Genomic DNA, 19,014 nt, shown 5'->3' on the forward strand with positions numbered 1-19,014 from the left:
GCGTTCGGGCGGGTCTATACATGCCTGGATTGGTTGCACTGAAGCACAACAAAGCAATCATCGCCATGAAGGACCGCTTGAAGGCCAACGGCAAGGCCCCCAAGCAAATCATCTGTGCAGCGATGCGTAAGCTGCTGCATTTCGTCTATGCCGTTCTCAAATCGGGTCAGCCATTTGACCCGAAAATTGCCCTTGCCCGATGAGGGGCAAGACGGTATCTACAGTGGGATTGATGTACACCCTGTAGGAGCTGCCGAAGGCTGCGATCTTTTGCTTTTGGGGTGTTCCCAACCACGCACCAACTTGTTACCGAACGCCCCAGCGTGGCGCAAAACCACGCTCTCGTAACAATCCCCCAACTCCCCAAATCACCCCCGCGAAAAAATTTCATCCACGCCAGAGCCCTTGATTCAGGAGCCCTCCAGCCCTGCATCCGATTTTTCTTGAGCACCCCTCCTGCAAGTTGGCCGCTTGATTGCATATGCTTGTATGTACAAGTAAAGACGTATGCGTATGAGTCGCTCGAGACTCTCCGCAGCGTCCACTGATTCGCTTGTCGCGCATTGATGCACGCAGGCTGCTTGCCCACTGCCAGGGTTGGTTTGAATTGATCGCTGAGGAGTCTTTTTCGTGACTGACAACAAGATGACCACTGCTACTACATTTACAAAGCATCGCGACGTCGAAATCCGTGCCGCACGCGGCAACAAGCTGACCGCCAAGAGCTGGCTGACCGAAGCGCCGCTGCGCATGCTGATGAACAACCTTGATCCGGAAGTCGCCGAGAACCCGAAAGAGCTGGTGGTCTACGGCGGTATTGGGCGTGCCGCGCGTAACTGGGAGTGCTACGACAAAATCGTCGAGAGCCTGACCAACCTGAATGACGACGAGACCCTGCTGGTGCAATCCGGCAAGCCGGTCGGCGTGTTCAAGACCCACAGCAACGCCCCGCGCGTACTGATCGCCAACTCCAATCTGGTGCCGCATTGGGCGAGCTGGGAACACTTCAACGAACTCGACGCCAAAGGCTTGGCCATGTACGGCCAAATGACCGCCGGCAGCTGGATCTACATCGGCAGCCAGGGCATCGTCCAAGGCACCTACGAAACCTTCGTTGAGGCCGGCCGTCAGCACTACAACGACAACCTCACCGGCAAGTGGGTCCTGACCGCCGGTCTGGGCGGCATGGGTGGCGCTCAGCCTCTGGCCGCGACCCTGGCCGGCGCTTGCTCGCTGAACATCGAATGCCAGCAGGTCAGCATCGATTTCCGCCTGAAAAGCCGTTACGTCGATGAGCAAGCCACTGACCTCGATGACGCGCTGGCACGCATCGCCAAGTACACCAAAGAAGGCAAGGCGATCTCCATCGCGTTGCTGGGCAACGCTGCGGAAATCCTGCCGGAACTGGTCAAGCGCGGCGTACGCCCGGACATGGTCACCGACCAGACCAGCGCCCACGACCCACTCAACGGCTACCTGCCGGCCGGCTGGACCTGGGACGAATACCGCGCCCGCGCCAAGACCGAACCGGCCGCTGTGATCAAGGCTGCCAAGCAGTCGATGGCCGTGCACGTCAAAGCGATGCTGGAATTCCAGAAGCAAGGTATCCCGACTTTCGACTACGGCAACAACATCCGTCAGATGGCGCAGGAAGAAGGCGTCGAAAACGCATTCGACTTCCCAGGCTTCGTACCGGCCTATATCCGTCCGCTGTTCTGCCGTGGCATCGGCCCGTTCCGTTGGGCGGCGCTGTCGGGTGATCCACAAGACATCTACAAAACCGACGCCAAGGTCAAAGAACTGATCCCGGACGACGCGCACCTGCACAACTGGCTGGACATGGCCCGCGAGCGCATCAGCTTCCAGGGTCTGCCGGCGCGTATCTGCTGGGTCGGTCTGGGCCTGCGCGCCAAGCTCGGTCTGGCATTCAACGAAATGGTCCGCAGCGGCGAGCTGTCGGCGCCGATCGTGATCGGTCGTGACCACCTCGACTCCGGCTCGGTCGCCAGCCCGAACCGCGAAACCGAATCGATGCAGGACGGGTCCGACGCTGTGTCCGACTGGCCACTGCTCAACGCTCTGCTCAATACCGCGAGCGGCGCGACCTGGGTGTCCCTGCACCACGGCGGCGGCGTCGGCATGGGCTTCTCCCAGCACTCGGGCATGGTGATCGTGTGCGACGGTACCGACGAAGCGGCCGAGCGAATCGCCCGTGTCCTGCACAACGACCCGGCCACTGGGGTCATGCGTCACGCCGATGCCGGTTACCAGATCGCCATCGATTGCGCCAAGGAGCAGGGTCTGAACCTGCCGATGATTACCGGCAAATAAACGCAACTCTGTGGGAAATGCTTTGGGTGGGAGTGGGCTTGCTCACGAACGCGCTGGATCAATCAGCACATGTTTCGAATGTGCCGACCACTTCGCGAGCAAGCCCGCTCCCACCAAAAGCAACCCACGCAAGACGCTCAGTGAACTCGAATAACAATCCACAGAGGTTGAACCATGGCTGTCAGTCCCGATCGTGCAGGCAACAAACCGTTGATCGAAAGGCGTTCGATCGACTACATCCCGGAAGCGGAAAGACACGGTCGTCTGTTCAGCCAATTCACCTTGTGGATGGGTGCCAACCTGCAAATCACCGCGATTGTCACCGGGGCATTGGCCGTGGTGCTGGGCGGTGATGTGTTCTGGTCGTTGATCGGTCTGTTGATCGGTCAACTGCTGGGCGGCGGCGTGATGGCGCTGCATGCGGCGCAAGGGCCGAAACTGGGTCTGCCGCAGATGATTTCCAGCCGCGTGCAGTTCGGCGTTTATGGCGCAGCCATCCCGATCGTGTTGGTGTGCCTGATGTACCTGGGCTTCACCGCAACGGGCACGGTGCTTTCCGGCCAGGCGCTGGGCCAGTTGTTTGGCGTCAGCGACAGCATCGGGATTCTGATTTTCGCCAGTGTCATCGTGCTGGTCACCGTGATGGGTTATCGGGTCATCCACTGGATTGGCCGCGTCGCCAGCGTCATTGGCGTGATTGCCTTCGTTTTCCTGTTTTGGCGTCTGATGAGCCAGACCGACGTCGGCGCACTCCTGCAAATCCGCCATTTCAGCTGGAGCAGCTTCCTGCTGGCGGTATCGCTTGCGGCCTCTTGGCAGATCGCTTTCGGCCCTTACGTGGCTGACTACTCGCGCTACCTGCCGAGCAAGACGTCGGCGCTGAAAACCTTTTTCGCCGCGGGCGCCGGATCGGTGATTGGCGCCCAAGTGGCGATGATCCTCGGTGTGTTTGCTGCCGCTTCAGCCAACGGCCAGTTCGCCGGCCACGAAGTGGCCTACATCGTCGGTCTGGGCGGAACCGGTGCCACCGCTGCGCTGCTGTACTTCAGCATCGCATTCGGCAAGGTGACCATCTCGACGCTGAACTCCTACGGCAGCTTCATGTGTATCGCCACCATCATCAGCGGTTTCAAAGGTCATCTGCAGGTCTCGCGCATGCAGCGTCTGGTCTTCGTGCTGGTGATCGTCGGCGCGGCGACGCTGATCGCGCTGCTCGGCCAGCACTCGTTCCTCGGTGCGTTCAAGTCTTTCATCCTGTTCCTGCTCGCCTTCTTCACACCGTGGAGCGCGATCAATCTGGTTGACTACTACTGCATCACCCGCGAGCGCTATGACGTGCCGGCGCTAGCCAATCCGAACAGTCGCTATGGCCGCTGGAACATGCTCGGTATCAGCGTCTATGTCTTCGGGGTGCTGGTGCAGTTGCCGTTCATCTCCACCAAGTTCTACACCGGTTCCCTGGTAGCGGCCCTCGGTGATGTGGATATCTCCTGGATCATCGGTCTGGTGCTGCCCGCCGCCGTGTATTACGTGTGCGCCAAAAAATGGCACAGCCCAGTGCCCGATCAACTGATTCTGCCGGTCGGGCAGGACAGCGTTGTACAACCTAAAACAAGTGGGGCCACTCGCGCTGCGGCGCAGGCCTGATTGGACGTGGACAGGGCTGGATGCCTCTTGACTGCCGTAAGCCAATTCATGATTAGGAGCGTCGCAACAATGAAATCGAACAAGACCCTGCTGACTACATTGCTGTCCATGGGCCTGTTGGCCAGCGCTGGCGCAACTCAAGCCGCCGGCTGGTGCGAATCGGGCAAACCGGTGAAATTCGCCGGTCTGAACTGGGAAAGCGGCATGTTGCTGACCGACGTGCTGCAAGTGGTGCTGGAAAAAGGTTATGACTGCAAGACCGACAGCCTGCCGGGCAACTCCATCACCATGGAAAACGCCCTGAGCAGCAACGACATTCAAGTGTTCGCCGAAGAGTGGGTTGGCCGCAGCGAGGTCTGGAACAAGGCCGAGAAGGCCGGCAAGGTCGTCGGTGTCGGCGCTCCGGTCGTCGGCGCGGTTGAAGGCTGGTACGTGCCACGTTACGTGATCGAAGGCGACGCCAAGCGCAAGCTTGAACCGAAAGCCCCGGATCTGAAAAACATCGCTGATCTGGCCAAGTACTCTGCCGTGTTCAAGGACGCCGAAGAGCCCTCCAAGGGTCGTTTCTACAACTGCCCGGCCGGCTGGACCTGCGAGCTGGACAACAGCGAAATGCTCAAAAGCTACGGCCTGGAAAGCAGCTACACCAACTTCCGTCCGGGCACCGGCCCGGCGCTGGATGCGGCGGTGCTGTCGAGCTACAAGCGTGGCGAGCCGATTCTCTTCTACTACTGGTCGCCAACCCCGCTGATGGGCCAGGTCGATCTGGTCAAACTCGAAGAAAAACCGGGCGTCGACAAGACCGTGACGATCAAGGTCGGCCTGTCCAAGACCTTCCACGAGCAGGCCCCGGAGCTGGTCGCCGTACTGGAAAAGGTCAACCTGCCGATCGACCTGCTGAACCAGAATCTGGGGCGCATGGCCAAGGAACGTATCGAGTCGCCAAAACTGGCGAAAATCTTCCTCAAGGAACATCCTGAAGTCTGGCACCCATGGGTGAGCGAAGACGCAGCCAAAAAGATCGACGCGGCCTTGTAGGTCGAGTTTCTCCGGCTGCCGGCCACGGCAGCCGGACGCTTGATCGCAACCCCTTGATTGAGAGTCTCTTATGTTTCCCGAAAGCTTTACCTTTTCCATCGCCGACTGGGTCAACGGTTGGGTCGATTCGCTGGTCACCAACTACGGTGATGTGTTTCGCCACATCTCCGACACGCTGCTTTGGGCCATCGTCAACCTTGAAGGCATGCTGCGTGCGGCACCGTGGTGGTTGATGCTGGCGATCGTCGGTGCCGTCGCCTGGCATGCCACGCGCAAGGTGGTGACCACGGCGGTGATCGTCGGTCTGCTGTTCCTGGTGGGCGCTGTCGGCCTGTGGGACAAACTCATGCAAACCCTGGCGCTGATGATGGTCGCGACGATCATTTCGGTGCTGATCGGCATCCCGCTGGGGATTCTCTCGGCGCGCAGCAATCGCCTGCGTTCGGTGCTGATGCCGCTGCTCGACATCATGCAGACCATGCCGAGTTTCGTGTACCTGATCCCGGTGCTGATGCTGTTCGGCCTGGGCAAGGTGCCGGCGATTTTCGCCACGGTTATCTACGCTGCACCGCCGCTAATCCGCCTGACAGATCTGGGCATCCGCCAGGTCGACGGCGAAGTCATGGAAGCGATCAATGCCTTTGGTGCCAATCGCTGGCAGCAACTGTTCGGCGTGCAACTGCCGCTGGCGCTGCCAAGCATCATGGCCGGGATCAACCAGACCACCATGATGGCCCTGTCGATGGTGGTGATCGCCTCGATGATCGGTGCCCGGGGGCTTGGTGAAGACGTACTGGTGGGGATTCAGACCCTCAACGTCGGACGGGGTCTTGAGGCCGGTCTGGCGATCGTGATTCTCGCAGTGGTCATCGACCGCATCACTCAGGCGTACGGTCGGCCACGGCATGAGGTGAGCAAATGAACAACGCAACCGTGAGCAAGATCGAAGTCAAAAACGTCTTCAAGATTTTCGGCAACCGCGCCAAGGATGCCTTGGCCATGGTTGGCCAGGGCAAGACCAAGGATCAGGTGCTGAACGAAACCGGTTGTGTGGTCGGGGTCAACGACTTGTCGCTGAGCATCGGCACCGGCGAGATCTTCGTGATCATGGGCCTGTCTGGCTCTGGCAAGTCGACGCTGGTACGCCACTTCAATCGCCTGATCGACCCGACCAGCGGCGCGATCCTGGTCGACGGCGTGGACATCCTGCAATACGACATGGACGCCCTGCGCGAATTTCGCCGGCACAAGATCAGCATGGTGTTCCAGAGCTTCGGCCTGCTGCCGCACAAGACCGTCCTCGACAACGTCGCCTACGGCTTGAAAGTGCGCGGCGAGAGCAAGCAGATGTGCAACGAACGCGCGCTGCACTGGATCAACACCGTGGGCCTCAAGGGCTACGAAAACAAATACCCGCATCAGCTGTCCGGCGGCATGCGTCAGCGTGTCGGCCTGGCCCGTGCATTGGCGGCGGACACCGACATCATCCTCATGGACGAAGCGTTCAGCGCCCTCGACCCGTTGATCCGCGCCGAGATGCAGGACCAGTTGCTGGAGCTGCAAAAGACCCTGCACAAGACCATCGTCTTCATCACCCACGACCTCGACGAGGCGGTGCGTATCGGCAATCGCATTGCGATTCTCAAGGACGGCCGCCTGATCCAGGTCGGCACGCCAAGAGAGATCCTGCATTCGCCGGCGGATGAGTATGTCGACCGGTTCGTGCAGCGGCGGGCGGCGGTGGTTTAGGCAGTTTTGTGTTGGCTGGGCCGGCGCCTTCGCGAGCAGGCTCGCTCCCACAGGGGGTACGCATTCCAAATGTGGGAGCGAGCCTGCTCGCGAAGGCGGCGGTAAAGCTGCATCAGTGTTCGGATGAGGTTGAAGATGTCCCAGGCTGAAAAAATCGTTATCACCGGCAGCCCTCTGCGTTGGCAGTACGTGGTCGCCGTTGCCCGTCACGGCGCGCAACTGGAGCTGTCGAGCGACACCTGGGCGCGCATCGAAAACGCCCAGGCCATTGTCCAGCGCATTGTCGTCAGCGGCGAGCGCGCCTATGGCGTCAATACCGGTCTGGGCGGGTTGTCCAACGTTTCGCTTAAAGATGAACAACTCAGCCAGCTCTCGCGCAACACCTTGCTCAGCCACGCCTGCGGCGTCGGTCCGGCACTGCCCGACGAACAGACCCGCGCGATCATCTGCGCCGCGATCCACAACTACAGCCATGGCAAGTCCGGCCTCCATCGTCGGGTTGTCGAAGGGCTGCTGGCGTTGCTCAATCGCGGCATCACTCCACAAGTGCCGTCGCAAGGCTCGGTGGGCTACCTGACGCACATGGCGCACATCGGCATCGCGCTGCTCGGCGTGGGTAATGTCAGCTATCGCGGGCAGATCGTTTCTGCGCAACAGGCCTTGGCTGAAGAGGGCCTGCAAGCGGTGCAACTCGGCGCGAAGGATGGTTTGTGCCTGGTCAACGGCACGCCGTGCATGACCGGCCTCAGCTGTCTGGCCATCGCTGATGCCACACGTCTGCTGCAATGGGCCGATGTCATTGGCGCCATGAGTTTTGAAGCCCAGCGCGGTCAGATCGATGCGTTCGACGCCGAGATCATCGCGTTGAAACCGCATCCGGGCATGCAGCAAGTTGGGGTCAATCTGCGTGCGTTGCTCGATGGCAGTGAAGTGATTGCTTCGAGCAAGGGCATCCGCACTCAGGATGCGCTGAGCATTCGCTCGATCCCGCAGGTGCATGGCGCTGCGCGCGATCAACTGGAGCATGCAATCAAACAAGTCGAAGCCGAACTCAATGGCTGCACCGATAACCCGCTACTGTTGGGCACGCCGGATAATTTCCGGGTCATGTCGCAGGCCAACCCGCACGGTCAGTCGGTGGCGATGGCGGCGGATTTGTTGGCGATTGCCATGGCGGAAATCGGCTCGATTGCCGAGCGTCGTCTCGATCGTCTGGTCAACCCGCATGTCAGCGGTCTGCCGGCGTTTCTGGTGGCCAATCCGGGGGTGAACTCCGGGATGATGATCGTGCAATACGTCGCCGCGTCGCTGTGTGCGGAAAACCGCCAATTGGCGCAACCGGCGGTGCTCGACAACTACGTCACTTCCGGGTTGCAGGAAGACCATCTGAGCATGGGCACCAGCGCTGCGCTGAAGCTGCATCGCGCGCTGGAAAACTGCACGCAGATCCTTGCCATCGAATATCTGTTGGCGGCGCAGGCCTTTGAGTTCCTCAAGGAACAGCGCTTTGGCGCGGGCACTGACCGGGCGTGGCGACTGCTGCGCGAAAAGGTCCCGGCCTACGACCAGGATCGCTGGCTGGCGCCGGATATCGCCGCCGCCGCGAGCGTGTTGCAAGACCCGAATTCGCTGTACAACATTTTACCGAATCTGCACTGACCAATACCCATACCAGCGTGCCAAGGCGCGGATCGCTCAGAAGGCGAGAGGCGACGGATAACGGAATGCTCCGGAGCGACTGGTAGTTAATAACAAACTCTCAAAAGGAGCATTTAAATGACTGCGCTGAACCTGATTCCCGGCCAACTGAGCCTGGCCCAACTGCGTGACGTCTACCAGAACCCGGTCAAGCTGACGCTCGACAACAGCGTATCGCAGCAGATCGAAGCCAGCGTTGCCTGCGTCGAGCAGATCCTCGCCGAGAACCGCACCGCCTACGGCATCAACACCGGTTTCGGCCTGCTGGCCTCAACGCGTATCGCCAGCGAAGACCTGGAAAATCTGCAGCGCTCGCTGGTGTTGTCCCACGCCGCTGGCGTCGGTCAGCCGATCAGCGATGACTTGGTGCGTCTGATCATGGTGCTCAAGGTCAACAGCCTTAGCCGTGGTTTCTCCGGCATCCGCCGCGTGGTAATCGATGCGCTGATCGCGCTGATCAATGCCGAGGTCTACCCGCACATTCCACTGAAAGGGTCGGTGGGTGCTTCCGGTGACCTCGCGCCGCTGGCGCACATGTCGCTGGTGCTGCTGGGCGAGGGCAAGGCGCGCTACAAGGGCGAGTGGATGGATGCGACCGAAGCGCTGAAAGTCGCCGGTCTGACGCCGCTGACGCTGGCGGCCAAAGAGGGGCTGGCGCTGCTCAACGGCACTCAAGTGTCGACTGCGTTTGCCTTGCGTGGCCTGTTTGAAGGCGAAGATCTGTTCGCAGGTGCCATTGCACTGGGCGGTCTGACGGTTGAAGCGGTATTGGGCTCGCGCTCGCCGTTCGACGCGCGTATTCACGCCGCTCGCGGCCAGAAAGGCCAGATCGACGCTGCCGCCGCTTACCGTGACCTGCTTGGTGAGCGCAGCGAAGTCTCCGATTCGCACCAGAACTGCGAGAAGGTTCAAGACCCGTACTCGCTGCGCTGCCAGCCGCAAGTCATGGGCGCGTGCCTGACCCAGTTCCGCCAGGCCGCCGAAGTGCTGGCGGTCGAAGCCAACGCCGTGTCGGATAACCCGTTGGTGTTTGCCGCTGAAGGCGATGTGATTTCCGGCGGCAACTTCCACGCCGAACCGGTGGCCATGGCTGCTGACAACATGGCCCTGGCCATCGCCGAAATCGGTTCGCTGAGCGAGCGCCGCATCTCGCTGATGATGGACAAGCACATGTCGCAACTGCCGCCGTTCCTGGTGGCTAATGGCGGGGTCAACTCCGGCTTCATGATCGCCCAAGTGACTGCGGCGGCACTGGCCAGCGAAAACAAGGCACTGTCCCATCCGCATTCGGTGGACAGCCTGCCGACTTCGGCCAACCAGGAAGATCATGTGTCGATGGCCCCGGCGGCCGGCAAGCGCCTGTGGGAAATGGCCGAGAACACGCGCGGGATTCTCGCGGTGGAGTGGCTGGCGGCGGTGCAGGGGCTGGATCTGCGTAACGGCCTGAAAACCTCGGCGAAGCTGGAAAAGGCCCGGGCGATTCTGCGTCAGGAAGTGCCGTTCTATGAGAAGGACCGGTTCTTTGCGCCGGACATCAATGCAGCGACCGAGTTGTTAGCTTCGCGCTGCCTGACCGAGCTGGTTCCGGCGAACCTGCTGCCTAGCCTGTGATGGACTCTTCGCGAGCAAGCCCGCTCCCACAGTTGGAATGCGTCCCCCTGTGGGAGCGGGCTTGCTCGCGAATCGATTTTGAACAAGACGAGGACTTGGGATGAAAACCCTCTGGCAACACTGCCACGTCGCAACCATGGCGCAAGGCGTCTACTCGATCATCGAGGACGCGGCCATCGTGACGTCCGGTGCGCTGATCGAGTGGATCGGCCCGCGTAATCAACTGCCCTCCGGCGAATACCCGGCGGTCAATGACCTGCAAGGCGCGTGGGTCACCCCGGGCCTGATCGACTGCCACACCCACACGGTGTTCGGCGGCAACCGCAGCGGCGAATTCGAAAAGCGTCTGCAAGGCGTCAGCTATGCCGAGATCGCGGCGCAGGGCGGCGGCATCGCCAGCACCGTGCGCGCAACTCGCGAAGCCAGCGAAGACGAACTGTTCGCCAGCGCCGCCAAACGTCTGAAAAGCCTGATGCGCGACGGCGTGACCACGGTGGAAATGAAGTCCGGCTATGGTCTCGATCTGGCCAACGAACGCAAAATCCTTCGGGTCATCCGTCGCCTGGCCAAAGAGCTGCCGATCAGCGTGCGCAGCACCTGTCTCGCCGCTCACGCGTTGCCGCCGGAATACAAGGATCGCGCCGACGATTACATCGACCACATCTGCGCTGAAATGCTCCCGGCGCTGGCCGCCGAAGGTCTGGTCGATGCCGTGGATGCCTTCTGCGAATACCTGGCATTCTCGCCGGAGCAGGTCGAGCGCGTGTTCATCACCGCTAAAGAATTAGGTCTGCCGGTGAAGCTGCATGCCGAGCAATTGTCCTCGCTGCACGGCTCCAGCCTGGCTGCGCGGTATCACGCGTTGTCCGCCGATCACCTGGAGTTCATGGACGAAACCGACGCCATTGCCATGGCCGGATCCGACACCGTCGCGGTGCTGCTGCCGGGGGCGTTCTACTTCCTGCGTGAAACCCAATTGCCGCCCATGGACGCCCTGCGCAAGCACAAGGTGAAGATCGCCATCGCCAGCGACCTCAACCCCGGCACCTCGCCGGCCTTGTCGTTGCGGCTGATGTTGAACATGGCCTGCACCTGTTTCCGCATGACCCCGGAAGAGGCGCTGGCCGGCGCGACCATTCATGCCGCGCAGGCGCTGGGCATGGCTGACACCCACGGTTCGCTGGAAGTCGGCAAGGTCGCGGACTTTGTCGCTTGGCATATCGATCGTCCTGCGGATCTGGCCTATTGGCTCGGCGGTGATCTGGACAAACGCGTCGTGCGTCACGGCGTTGAATCAAGTCTGTAGGAGAGCGGTTGTGGATAAGGTTCTGAACTTCAAACAAGGGCGCGTGCCGCTGTTGATCAGCATGCCCCATGCAGGTCTGCGCCTGACGCCTGCGGTCGAGGCTGGGCTGATCCCGGATGCGAAAAGCCTGCCGGATACTGATTGGCATATTCCGCAGCTCTACGATTTCGCCGAAGAGCTCGGTGCCAGCACTCTGGCTGCCGAGTACTCGCGTTTCGTCATCGACCTGAACCGGCCGTCCGACGACAAGCCGCTGTACGCCGGCGCCACCACCGGGCTATATCCCGCGACTTTGTTCGATGGCATCCCGTTGTTCAAGGAAGGTCTGGAGCCTTCGAAAGATGAGCGCGCGACTTATCTGGAGCAGATCTGGACGCCGTACCATCGCACCTTGCAGGAAGAGCTGGCGCGGCTGAAGGCCGAGTTCGGTTACGCGTTGCTGTTCGACGCGCACTCGATCCGCTCGGTCATCCCGCACCTGTTCGACGGCAAACTGCCGGACTTCAACCTCGGCACCTTCAACGGCGCGAGCTGCGATCCGCAACTGGCCACGCAACTGGAAGCCATCTGCGCGCGTCATGGCGAGTACAGCCATGTGCTCAACGGTCGCTTCAAGGGCGGTCACATCACCCGTCATTACGGCAACCCGGCCGAGAACATCCATGCCGTGCAACTGGAACTGTGCCAGAGCACCTACATGGAAGAGTTCGAACCGTTCCGCTACCGCAGCGATCTGGCCGAGCCAACGCGGGTGGTGCTCAAGGAGTTGCTGCAAGGCTATCTGGCCTGGGGCAAATCTCGCTACACCGCATAACCCACTGTGGGAGCGGGCTTGCTCGCGAAGGCGTCGCACCAGTCAACCTATGGGTTGAATGACACACCGCTTTCGCGAGCAAGCCCGCTCCCACAGGTTTTGTATGCAACAGAAAAATTGCGACAGCGCACAGGCATGCTCATTGACGTAAATCGGGTTTATGATGCCCAACGGCAGAATAATAGAAGTCCCCCCTGGGATGACCTCGACCCCTTACGGAGCGCGCAATGCAGACTTTGTTTCCGCAGATCAAACCCCACGCCCGGCACGATCTGGCTGTCGATGACACGCATACGCTGTACGTCGACGAAAGCGGCTCACCGGAAGGCTTGCCGGTCGTGTTCATCCACGGCGGCCCCGGCGCCGGTTGCGACGCGCAAAGCCGTCGCTATTTCGATCCGAACCTGTATCGCATTGTCACCTTCGACCAGCGCGGCTGCGGACGCTCCACCCCGCACGCCAGCCTGGAAAACAACACCACCTGGGATCTGGTCGCCGACCTCGAGCGTATCCGCAAGCACCTGGGTATCGACAAATGGGTGTTGTTCGGCGGCTCGTGGGGTTCGACCCTGGCGCTGGCCTATGCGCAAACCCATCCGGAGCGCGTACATGGCCTGATCCTGCGTGGGATCTTTCTCTGCCGTCCGCAGGAAATCGAGTGGTTCTATCAGGCTGGTGCCAGCCGTCTGTTCCCCGATTACTGGCAGGACTACATTGCCCCGATCCCACTGGACGAGCGCGACGATCTGCTCAACGCGTTCCACAAACGCCTCACCGGCAACGATCAGATCGCCCAGATGCACGCTGCCAAAGCCTGGTCGACCTGGGAAGGGCGCACCGCGACCCTGCGACCAAACCCGCTGGTAGTCGATCGTTTCTCCGAGCCGCAACGCGCCTTGTCGATTGCGCGGATCGAATGCCACTACTTCACCAATAACGCCTTCCTTGAACCGAATCAGCTGATCCGCGACATGGGCAAGATTGCTCACTTGCCGGGCGTGATCATCCACGGCCGTTACGACGTGATCTGCCCGTTGGATAACGCCTGGGAACTGCATCAGGCCTGGCCGAACAGCGAGTTGCAGGTCATTCGCGATGCCGGGCATGCCGCGTCCGAACCGGGTATCACCGATGCGTTGGTGCGTGCCGCCGGTCAAATGGCTCGGCGTCTGCTCGACCTGCCGCCCGAAGAAGCATGAAGGGGCTTTTACAGCGCGTGCGTGGCGCGCGAGTCGAAGTGGCGGGAGAGGTGGTTGGCGCGGTAGATCAGGGTTTGCTGGTGCTGGTGGCGGTCGAACCCGACGACACGCGCGCCAGTGCCGACAAACTTCTGCAGAAGCTGCTTAACTATCGGGTATTCAGTGACGCTGAGGGCAAGATGAACTTGTCCTTGGCAGATGTGGGCGGCGGGTTGCTGCTGGTCTCTCAGTTCACCCTGGCCGCTGACACCAAAAGCGGGTTGCGCCCGAGCTTCTCGACCGCCGCCCCTCCGGCGCTGGGTAAGGAATTGTTCGACTATCTATTAGGCAAAGCGAAACAGGTGCATGGCACTGTGGCATCAGGTAGATTCGGCGCCGATATGCAGGTGCATTTGGTCAACGATGGCCCTGTTACCTTTTTGTTACAGACCTGAAAGCACCTGAAACACCTTTTTAGGAACTTTCGACTGTTTTTAGGGTGTTTTCGCGATAAATACTTGGTTACCCCTGATGCGTTGTCACGCGGGCTACTAGATAATCGCGCGCTATGGGGATCAGCGTTCGTTGGTCCATTTTTGACTTAGGTAGAGACTTGTCTGGATCCGATTGGGGAATCATTTTGCCCCAGCGGAGTCGGAACAATGCTCGCCAACCTGGTATGAGCGGTCTGTACGGCCATTTTTGCCAGCATTATTTCGAGGGCCAGGGAGTCAGAGACAAGGCGCTGCGACGACTCATAGCCTGCTATGGGGAGGAGCAGCAACGCAGTATCTGGCTTCCTGGAACCGAAATAAGCTGACAAAAATGGCCACACAGACGGCTTGCTGGCCGTTGGTTTTTTGATCTGTTTTCGGCGAGGGTTGCTCGTGATCGTTAGTCCCTGTAATGCAGCAAAAATGTCTGCCAAACGCATGCGAAGTGCCCTGGTAGCGGGTTCGGCGCTCCTGTGCCTGCTCAGCGCCGGTCAGCTTTGGGCGTTCAATCTTGACGATGTATCCGCCAAGGCTAAAGAGCTGGCCGGGCAGAAGTTCGAAGCCCCGCGCAGCAACCTGCCGAACGAATTCCGCGACATGAAGTTCGCGGATTATCAGAAAATCCGCTTCCTCACCGAAAAGGCTGAGTGGGCTGATCAGAAGACGCCGTTCAAACTGTCCTTCTATCACCAGGGTATGCACTTCGATACACCGGTGAAAATCAACGAAATCACGGCCAATACCGTCGAAGAGATCAAATACGATCCTTCGCGCTTCGATTTCGGTGACCTGAAATTCGATCCGAAAGCCACCGAACAACTGGGTTATGCCGGTTTCCGTGTGCTGTACCCGATCAACAAGGCCGACAAGCAAGACGAAATCATGACCATGCTCGGCGCGAGCTACTTCCGCGTCGTCGGCAAGGGCCACACCTACGGTCTGTCGGCCCGTGGTCTGGCGGTCGATACCGCGCTGCCGTCGGGTGAAGAATTCCCACGTTTCCGTGAGTTCTGGATTCAACAGCCGAAGCCGGGCGACAAGCATTTGGTGATCTTCGCCCTGCTGGATTCGCCGCGTGCCACCGGTGCCTACCGTCTGATCCTGCGTCCGGGCAGCGACACCATTGTCGACGTCAAAGCGCAGATGTTCCTGCGCGACAAGGTCGGCAAACTGGGCATCGCGCCACTGACCAGCATGTTCCTGTTCGGCGCCAACCAGCCGTCGAAAGTCCTCAACTATCGTCGTGAACTGCACGACTCCAGCGGTCTGTCGATCCATGCCGGCAACGGCGAGTGGATCTGGCGTCCACTGAACAACCCGAAACACCTGGCCGTGAGCAACTTCAGCGTCGAAAACCTGCGTGGTTTCGGTCTGCTGCAACGTGGCCGTGACTTCAGCCACTACGAAGACCTCGACGACCGCTACGACAAGCGCCCAAGCGCCTGGATCGAGCCGAAGGGCGACTGGGGCAAAGGCACCGTCGATCTGGTCGAAATTCCGACCGCTGACGAAACCAACGACAACATCGTTGCGTTCTGGAGCCCGGAAAAAATGCCGGAGCCAGTCCAGCCGCTGGACTTCGCCTACCGCATGCACTGGACCATGGACGAAGCGGCGATTCACGCGCCGGACAGCGCCTGGGTTGCGCAGACTCTGCGTTCGACCGGTGACGTCAAGCAATCGAACCTGATCCGTCAGCCGGACGGCAGCGTTGCCTACCTGGTCGACTTCGAGGGCCCATCGCTGGCCGCTCTGGCGCCGGATGCCGACGTTCGCAGTCAGGTCAGCGTTGGCGACAACGCCGAACTGGTCGAGAACAGCGTGCGTTACAACCCGGAAACCAAGGGCTGGCGCTTGACTCTGCGCATGAAGATCAAGGATGCGAGCAAGTCGACCGAGATGCGTGCCGCACTGGTGCAGCCAATCGTGACCGCTGATCTGGCCAAGTCTTCGGTGCCGGCGTCCAACTCGTCCGTCGCCAAGGCCGACAAGGTTGCCGCCAAGCAACAAGAGAAGCTCGACAAGGAAGCCAAGGCAGCCGAGGCCAAGCAGGCCGACGCCAAGCCAGCCGCAGATGCCAAGGACAAGGCCAACAAAGACGCCAAGCAGCCAGTTGCTGCGGACGCGGCCCCAGCCACACCGGAATCGGCACCGACTGAAGAAGTCCTGACCGAGACCTGGAGCTATCAGTTGCCTGCCGATGAGTAACTCTCAAGTACAGCCAGAGACTCTGTCCGAGTATCTGGCGCATCTGCCGATGACCGACGAGCAGCGCGCGGAACTCGCGGGCTGTCAGTCGTTCAGCGAGCTGCATCAACGCCTGTCGTCCTCGACGTTCGACGCCCCTGCCGAAGCCGCCCAGGCTTCGGTGGGCAAGCGCCTGACCCTGAGCACTGCCGAAGAGCTTGAGGAAGCGGAAATGCTGGTGCTCGACGCCAGCGGTCGGGTCAGTCTCAAAGCGACACCGCCGATCCGTCGAACCAAAGTCGTGCCGGAGCCATGGCGCACCAACATTCTGGTGCGTGGCTGGCGGCGTCTGACTGGTCGCACAAACCCGCCGCAACCGCCGAAGGACGAGAACGTCCTGCCGGCCGCGCGCTGGCGCACTGTCGGTTCGATCCGCCGCTACATTTTGTTGGTGCTGATGCTCGGCCAGACCATCGTTGCCGGCTGGTACATGAAAGGCATCATGCCGTACCAGGGCTGGTCGTTCGTCGATCTGGACGAAGTCCTGCACCAGCCGCTGCTGCAAACCGCCACGCAAGTGCTGCCGTATGCGCTGCAAACCAGCATCCTGATTCTCTTCGGGATTCTGTTCTGCTGGGTGTCGGCCGGTTTCTGGACGGCGCTGATGGGCTTCCTCGAGTTGCTCACCGGTCACGACAAATACCGTATTTCCGGCAAAAGCGCCGGCAACGAGCCGATTGCCAAAGACGCCCGTACCGCGCTGGTGATGCCGATCTGCAACGAAGACGTACCCCGGGTATTTGCCGGTCTGCGCGCCACCTTCGAATCGGTTGCCGCCACCGGTGATCTGGATCGTTTCGACTTCTTCGTCCTCAGCGACAGCAACGACACCGACATCTGCGTGGCCGAGCAACAGGCCTGGCTGGACGTCTGCCGCGAAGCCAAGGGCTTCGGCAAGATCTTCTATCGCCGCCGTCGTCGTCGCGTAAAACGCAAGAGCGGCAACCTCGACGACTTCTGCCGTCGTTGGGGCGGTGACTACAAGTACATGGTCGTCCTCGACGCTGACTCGGTCATGAGCGGTGAGTGCCTGACCAGTCTGGTGCGCCTGATGGAAGCCACGCCGGACGCCGGGATCATCCAGACCGCGCCGCGTGCGTCGGGCATGGACACTCTGTATGCGCGCATGCAGCAGTTCGCCACCCGCGTTTACGGGCCGCTGTTTACCGCCGGTCTGCACTTCTGGCAGTTGGGTGAATCCCATTACTGGGGGCACAACGCGATCATCCGCATGAAGCCGTTCATCGACCACTGCGCCTTGGCGCCGTTGCCGGGCAAGGGTGCATTCTCCGGGGCGATCCTGTCTCACGACTTCGTTGAAGCCGCGCTGATGCGTCGTGCCGGTTGGGGCGTGTGGATTGCCTACGACCTGCCAGGCAGCTACGAAGAACTGCCGCCGAACCTGCTTGACGAACTCAAGCGTGACCGTCGCTGGTGCCACGGCAACCTGATGAACTTCCGCCTGTTCCTGGTCAAAGGCATGCACCCGGTACACCGTGCGGTGTTCCTGACTGGTGTGATGTCCTACTTGTCGGCGCCGTTGTGGTTCTTCTTCCTGGTGCTGTCGACCGCGCTGCTGGCAGTGAACACGCTGATGGAGCCGCAGTACTTCCTTGAACCGCGTCAGCTCTATCCGCTGTGGCCACAATGGCACCCGGACAAGGCTATCGCGCTGTTCTCGACGACCATCGTGCTGCTGTTCCTGCCGAAACTGTTGAGCATCATCCTGATCTGGGCCAAGGGCGCGAAAGAGTTCGGCGGCAAGTTCAAAGTGACCCTGTCGATGCTGCTGGAGATGCTGTTCTCCATGCTGCTGGCGCCGGTGCGGATGATTTTCCACACCCGTTTCGTACTGGCCGCGTTCCTCGGCTGGGCCGCGACCTGGAATTCGCCGCAACGTGACGACGACTCCACACCATGGAGCGAAGCGGTCAAGCGCCACGGCCCGCAGACCCTGCTGGGCTTCTGCTGGGCGCTGCTGGTGATCTGGCTGAACCCGAGCTTCCTGTGGTGGCTGGTGCCGATTGTCGGTTCGCTGATGCTGTCGATCCCGGTGTCGGTGATTTCCAGCCGTGTCGGTCTGGGCCTCAAATCCCGTGACGAGAGCCTGTTCCTCATCCCTGAGGAATACAATCCGCCACAGGCGCTGCTGGCGACTGACCAGTACACCCACGAGAACCGTTGGCATGCACTGAATGACGGCTTTGTCCGTGCAGTGGTCGATCCGCAGCAGAACGCCTTGGCGTGCTCGCTGGCGACCTCGCGTCACGGTCAAGCCGAGCCGATTGAATGGCTGCGTCAGGAACGTGTGCGTCATGCGATCAAGGTCGGCCCTGCCGGGTTGAATAACCATGATCGTCTGCAACTGCTGAGCGACCCTGTTGCCTTGGCGCGCCTGCACGAGCAAGTGTGGGCCGAAGGCCACGCCGAGTGGCTGGATGCATGGCGGGCTTCGGTGAAAGCCGATCCGCATGCGCCGCTGTTGCCGTTGCGACCGCTGAGCATGCAGGCTCAGCCGGCCTGATAAGAAGCCCCGCGAAAGCGGGGTTTTTTTTGGTTCTTCACGGATTACCGGGAAAGACGCTCTTGATTTTCATGAAAAAGAATTCGCTATCCCGGTAACCGTACGCCATCCGTTTGATAACCTTTATTCGATTGTTTATGCCTTCCAACTGCCCCGTGTGCATCGGCCAGCGAACCCGGCTGACGATTCCCCGCCAGTAACCCTTTAGCCGTTTGGCGAACAGGATCAGAGCCGGTATCGCGCTTTCATCAGCGTGGCGCAGCCATTGCTTCCAGGCTGATCTCCAGCCCCAGGCGGTACTTGGCGTCCAGAGCGTTTTGAGTTCAGCTTTCATCAAGTAGACCGTCATCAACGCTTGGTTGGCCGCCAGCAAATCC

Annotated in this window: 14 protein-coding genes and 1 pseudogene; 14 read left to right on the plus strand and 1 reads right to left on the minus strand. The window is 60.6% G+C overall.

The genetic code is table 11. The features are described 5' to 3' along the window. The 14 genes and pseudogenes from CKW18_RS28290 to mdoH form a co-directional block, all read left to right on the plus strand. A pseudogene (locus tag CKW18_RS28290) lies at positions 1–203 on the plus strand (IS110 family transposase); the annotation flags it as partial. A 442-nt stretch (positions 204–645) separates the two neighbouring features. After that, a complete protein-coding gene (gene hutU, locus CKW18_RS28295; protein WP_095191809.1) occupies positions 646–2,331 on the plus strand; it encodes a urocanate hydratase in 1,686 nt (561 codons plus the stop codon). A 174-nt stretch (positions 2,332–2,505) separates the two neighbouring features. Further along, a complete protein-coding gene (locus CKW18_RS28300) occupies positions 2,506–3,978 on the plus strand; it encodes a cytosine permease (RefSeq protein ID WP_095191798.1) in 1,473 nt (490 codons plus the stop codon). 69 nt (positions 3,979–4,047) lie between these two features. Then, positions 4,048–5,016, plus strand: coding sequence for an ABC transporter substrate-binding protein (locus tag CKW18_RS28305; protein WP_095191799.1), 969 nt, complete (start codon positions 4,048–4,050; stop codon positions 5,014–5,016). Between the two features lie 70 nt (positions 5,017–5,086). Continuing rightward, positions 5,087–5,938 (plus strand): proline/glycine betaine ABC transporter permease, encoded by an 852-nt coding sequence (locus CKW18_RS28310; protein WP_095191800.1) that lies wholly within the window; start codon positions 5,087–5,089, stop codon positions 5,936–5,938. After that, positions 5,935–6,765, plus strand: coding sequence for a glycine betaine/L-proline ABC transporter ATP-binding protein (locus tag CKW18_RS28315; RefSeq protein WP_095191801.1), 831 nt, complete (start codon positions 5,935–5,937; stop codon positions 6,763–6,765). The genes CKW18_RS28310 and CKW18_RS28315 overlap by 4 nt, the downstream gene beginning before the upstream one ends. A gap of 135 nt (positions 6,766–6,900) precedes the next feature. Continuing rightward, positions 6,901–8,424: a histidine ammonia-lyase gene (gene hutH, locus CKW18_RS28320; RefSeq protein WP_095191802.1), complete on the plus strand. Its 1,524-nt coding sequence runs from the start codon at positions 6,901–6,903 to the stop codon at positions 8,422–8,424. 117 nt (positions 8,425–8,541) lie between these two features. Beyond that, positions 8,542–10,074 carry a histidine ammonia-lyase gene (gene hutH / locus CKW18_RS28325; protein ID WP_095191803.1) on the plus strand — a complete coding sequence of 511 codons (1,533 nt, stop codon included), beginning with the start codon at positions 8,542–8,544 and terminating at the stop codon, positions 10,072–10,074. A 100-nt stretch (positions 10,075–10,174) separates the two neighbouring features. Continuing rightward, positions 10,175–11,380: an imidazolonepropionase gene (hutI, locus tag CKW18_RS28330; RefSeq protein ID WP_095191804.1), complete on the plus strand. Its 1,206-nt coding sequence runs from the start codon at positions 10,175–10,177 to the stop codon at positions 11,378–11,380. 10 nt (positions 11,381–11,390) lie between these two features. Next, positions 11,391–12,194 (plus strand): N-formylglutamate deformylase, encoded by an 804-nt coding sequence (gene hutG / locus CKW18_RS28335; protein ID WP_095191805.1) that lies wholly within the window; start codon positions 11,391–11,393, stop codon positions 12,192–12,194. Between the two features lie 227 nt (positions 12,195–12,421). Then, the gene (pip, locus tag CKW18_RS28340) at positions 12,422–13,393 is read left to right on the plus strand and encodes a prolyl aminopeptidase (protein ID WP_095191806.1); all 972 of its coding nucleotides are present in this window, start codon (positions 12,422–12,424) and stop codon (positions 13,391–13,393) included. Then, entirely contained in the window at positions 13,390–13,827 is a 438-nt protein-coding gene (gene dtd / locus CKW18_RS28345; protein WP_095191807.1) for a D-aminoacyl-tRNA deacylase, read from the plus strand. Before pip ends, dtd begins: the two co-directional genes overlap by 4 nt. A 432-nt stretch (positions 13,828–14,259) precedes the next feature. Next, positions 14,260–16,074, plus strand: coding sequence for a glucan biosynthesis protein G (locus CKW18_RS28350; protein WP_095191810.1), 1,815 nt, complete (start codon positions 14,260–14,262; stop codon positions 16,072–16,074). Continuing rightward, positions 16,067–18,637: a glucans biosynthesis glucosyltransferase MdoH gene (gene mdoH, locus CKW18_RS28355; protein ID WP_095191808.1), complete on the plus strand. Its 2,571-nt coding sequence runs from the start codon at positions 16,067–16,069 to the stop codon at positions 18,635–18,637. Before CKW18_RS28350 ends, mdoH begins: the two co-directional genes overlap by 8 nt. Positions 18,638–18,674: 37 nt before the next feature. Here the strand turns inward: mdoH and CKW18_RS28360 are convergent. Next, a partial coding sequence (locus CKW18_RS28360) for a transposase (RefSeq protein WP_141233123.1) occupies positions 18,675–19,014 on the minus strand: 340 nt, incomplete at its 5' end.

This window comes from Pseudomonas sp. Irchel 3E19, assembly GCF_900187585.1.
GTDB lineage: Bacteria > Pseudomonadota > Gammaproteobacteria > Pseudomonadales > Pseudomonadaceae > Aquipseudomonas > Aquipseudomonas baetica.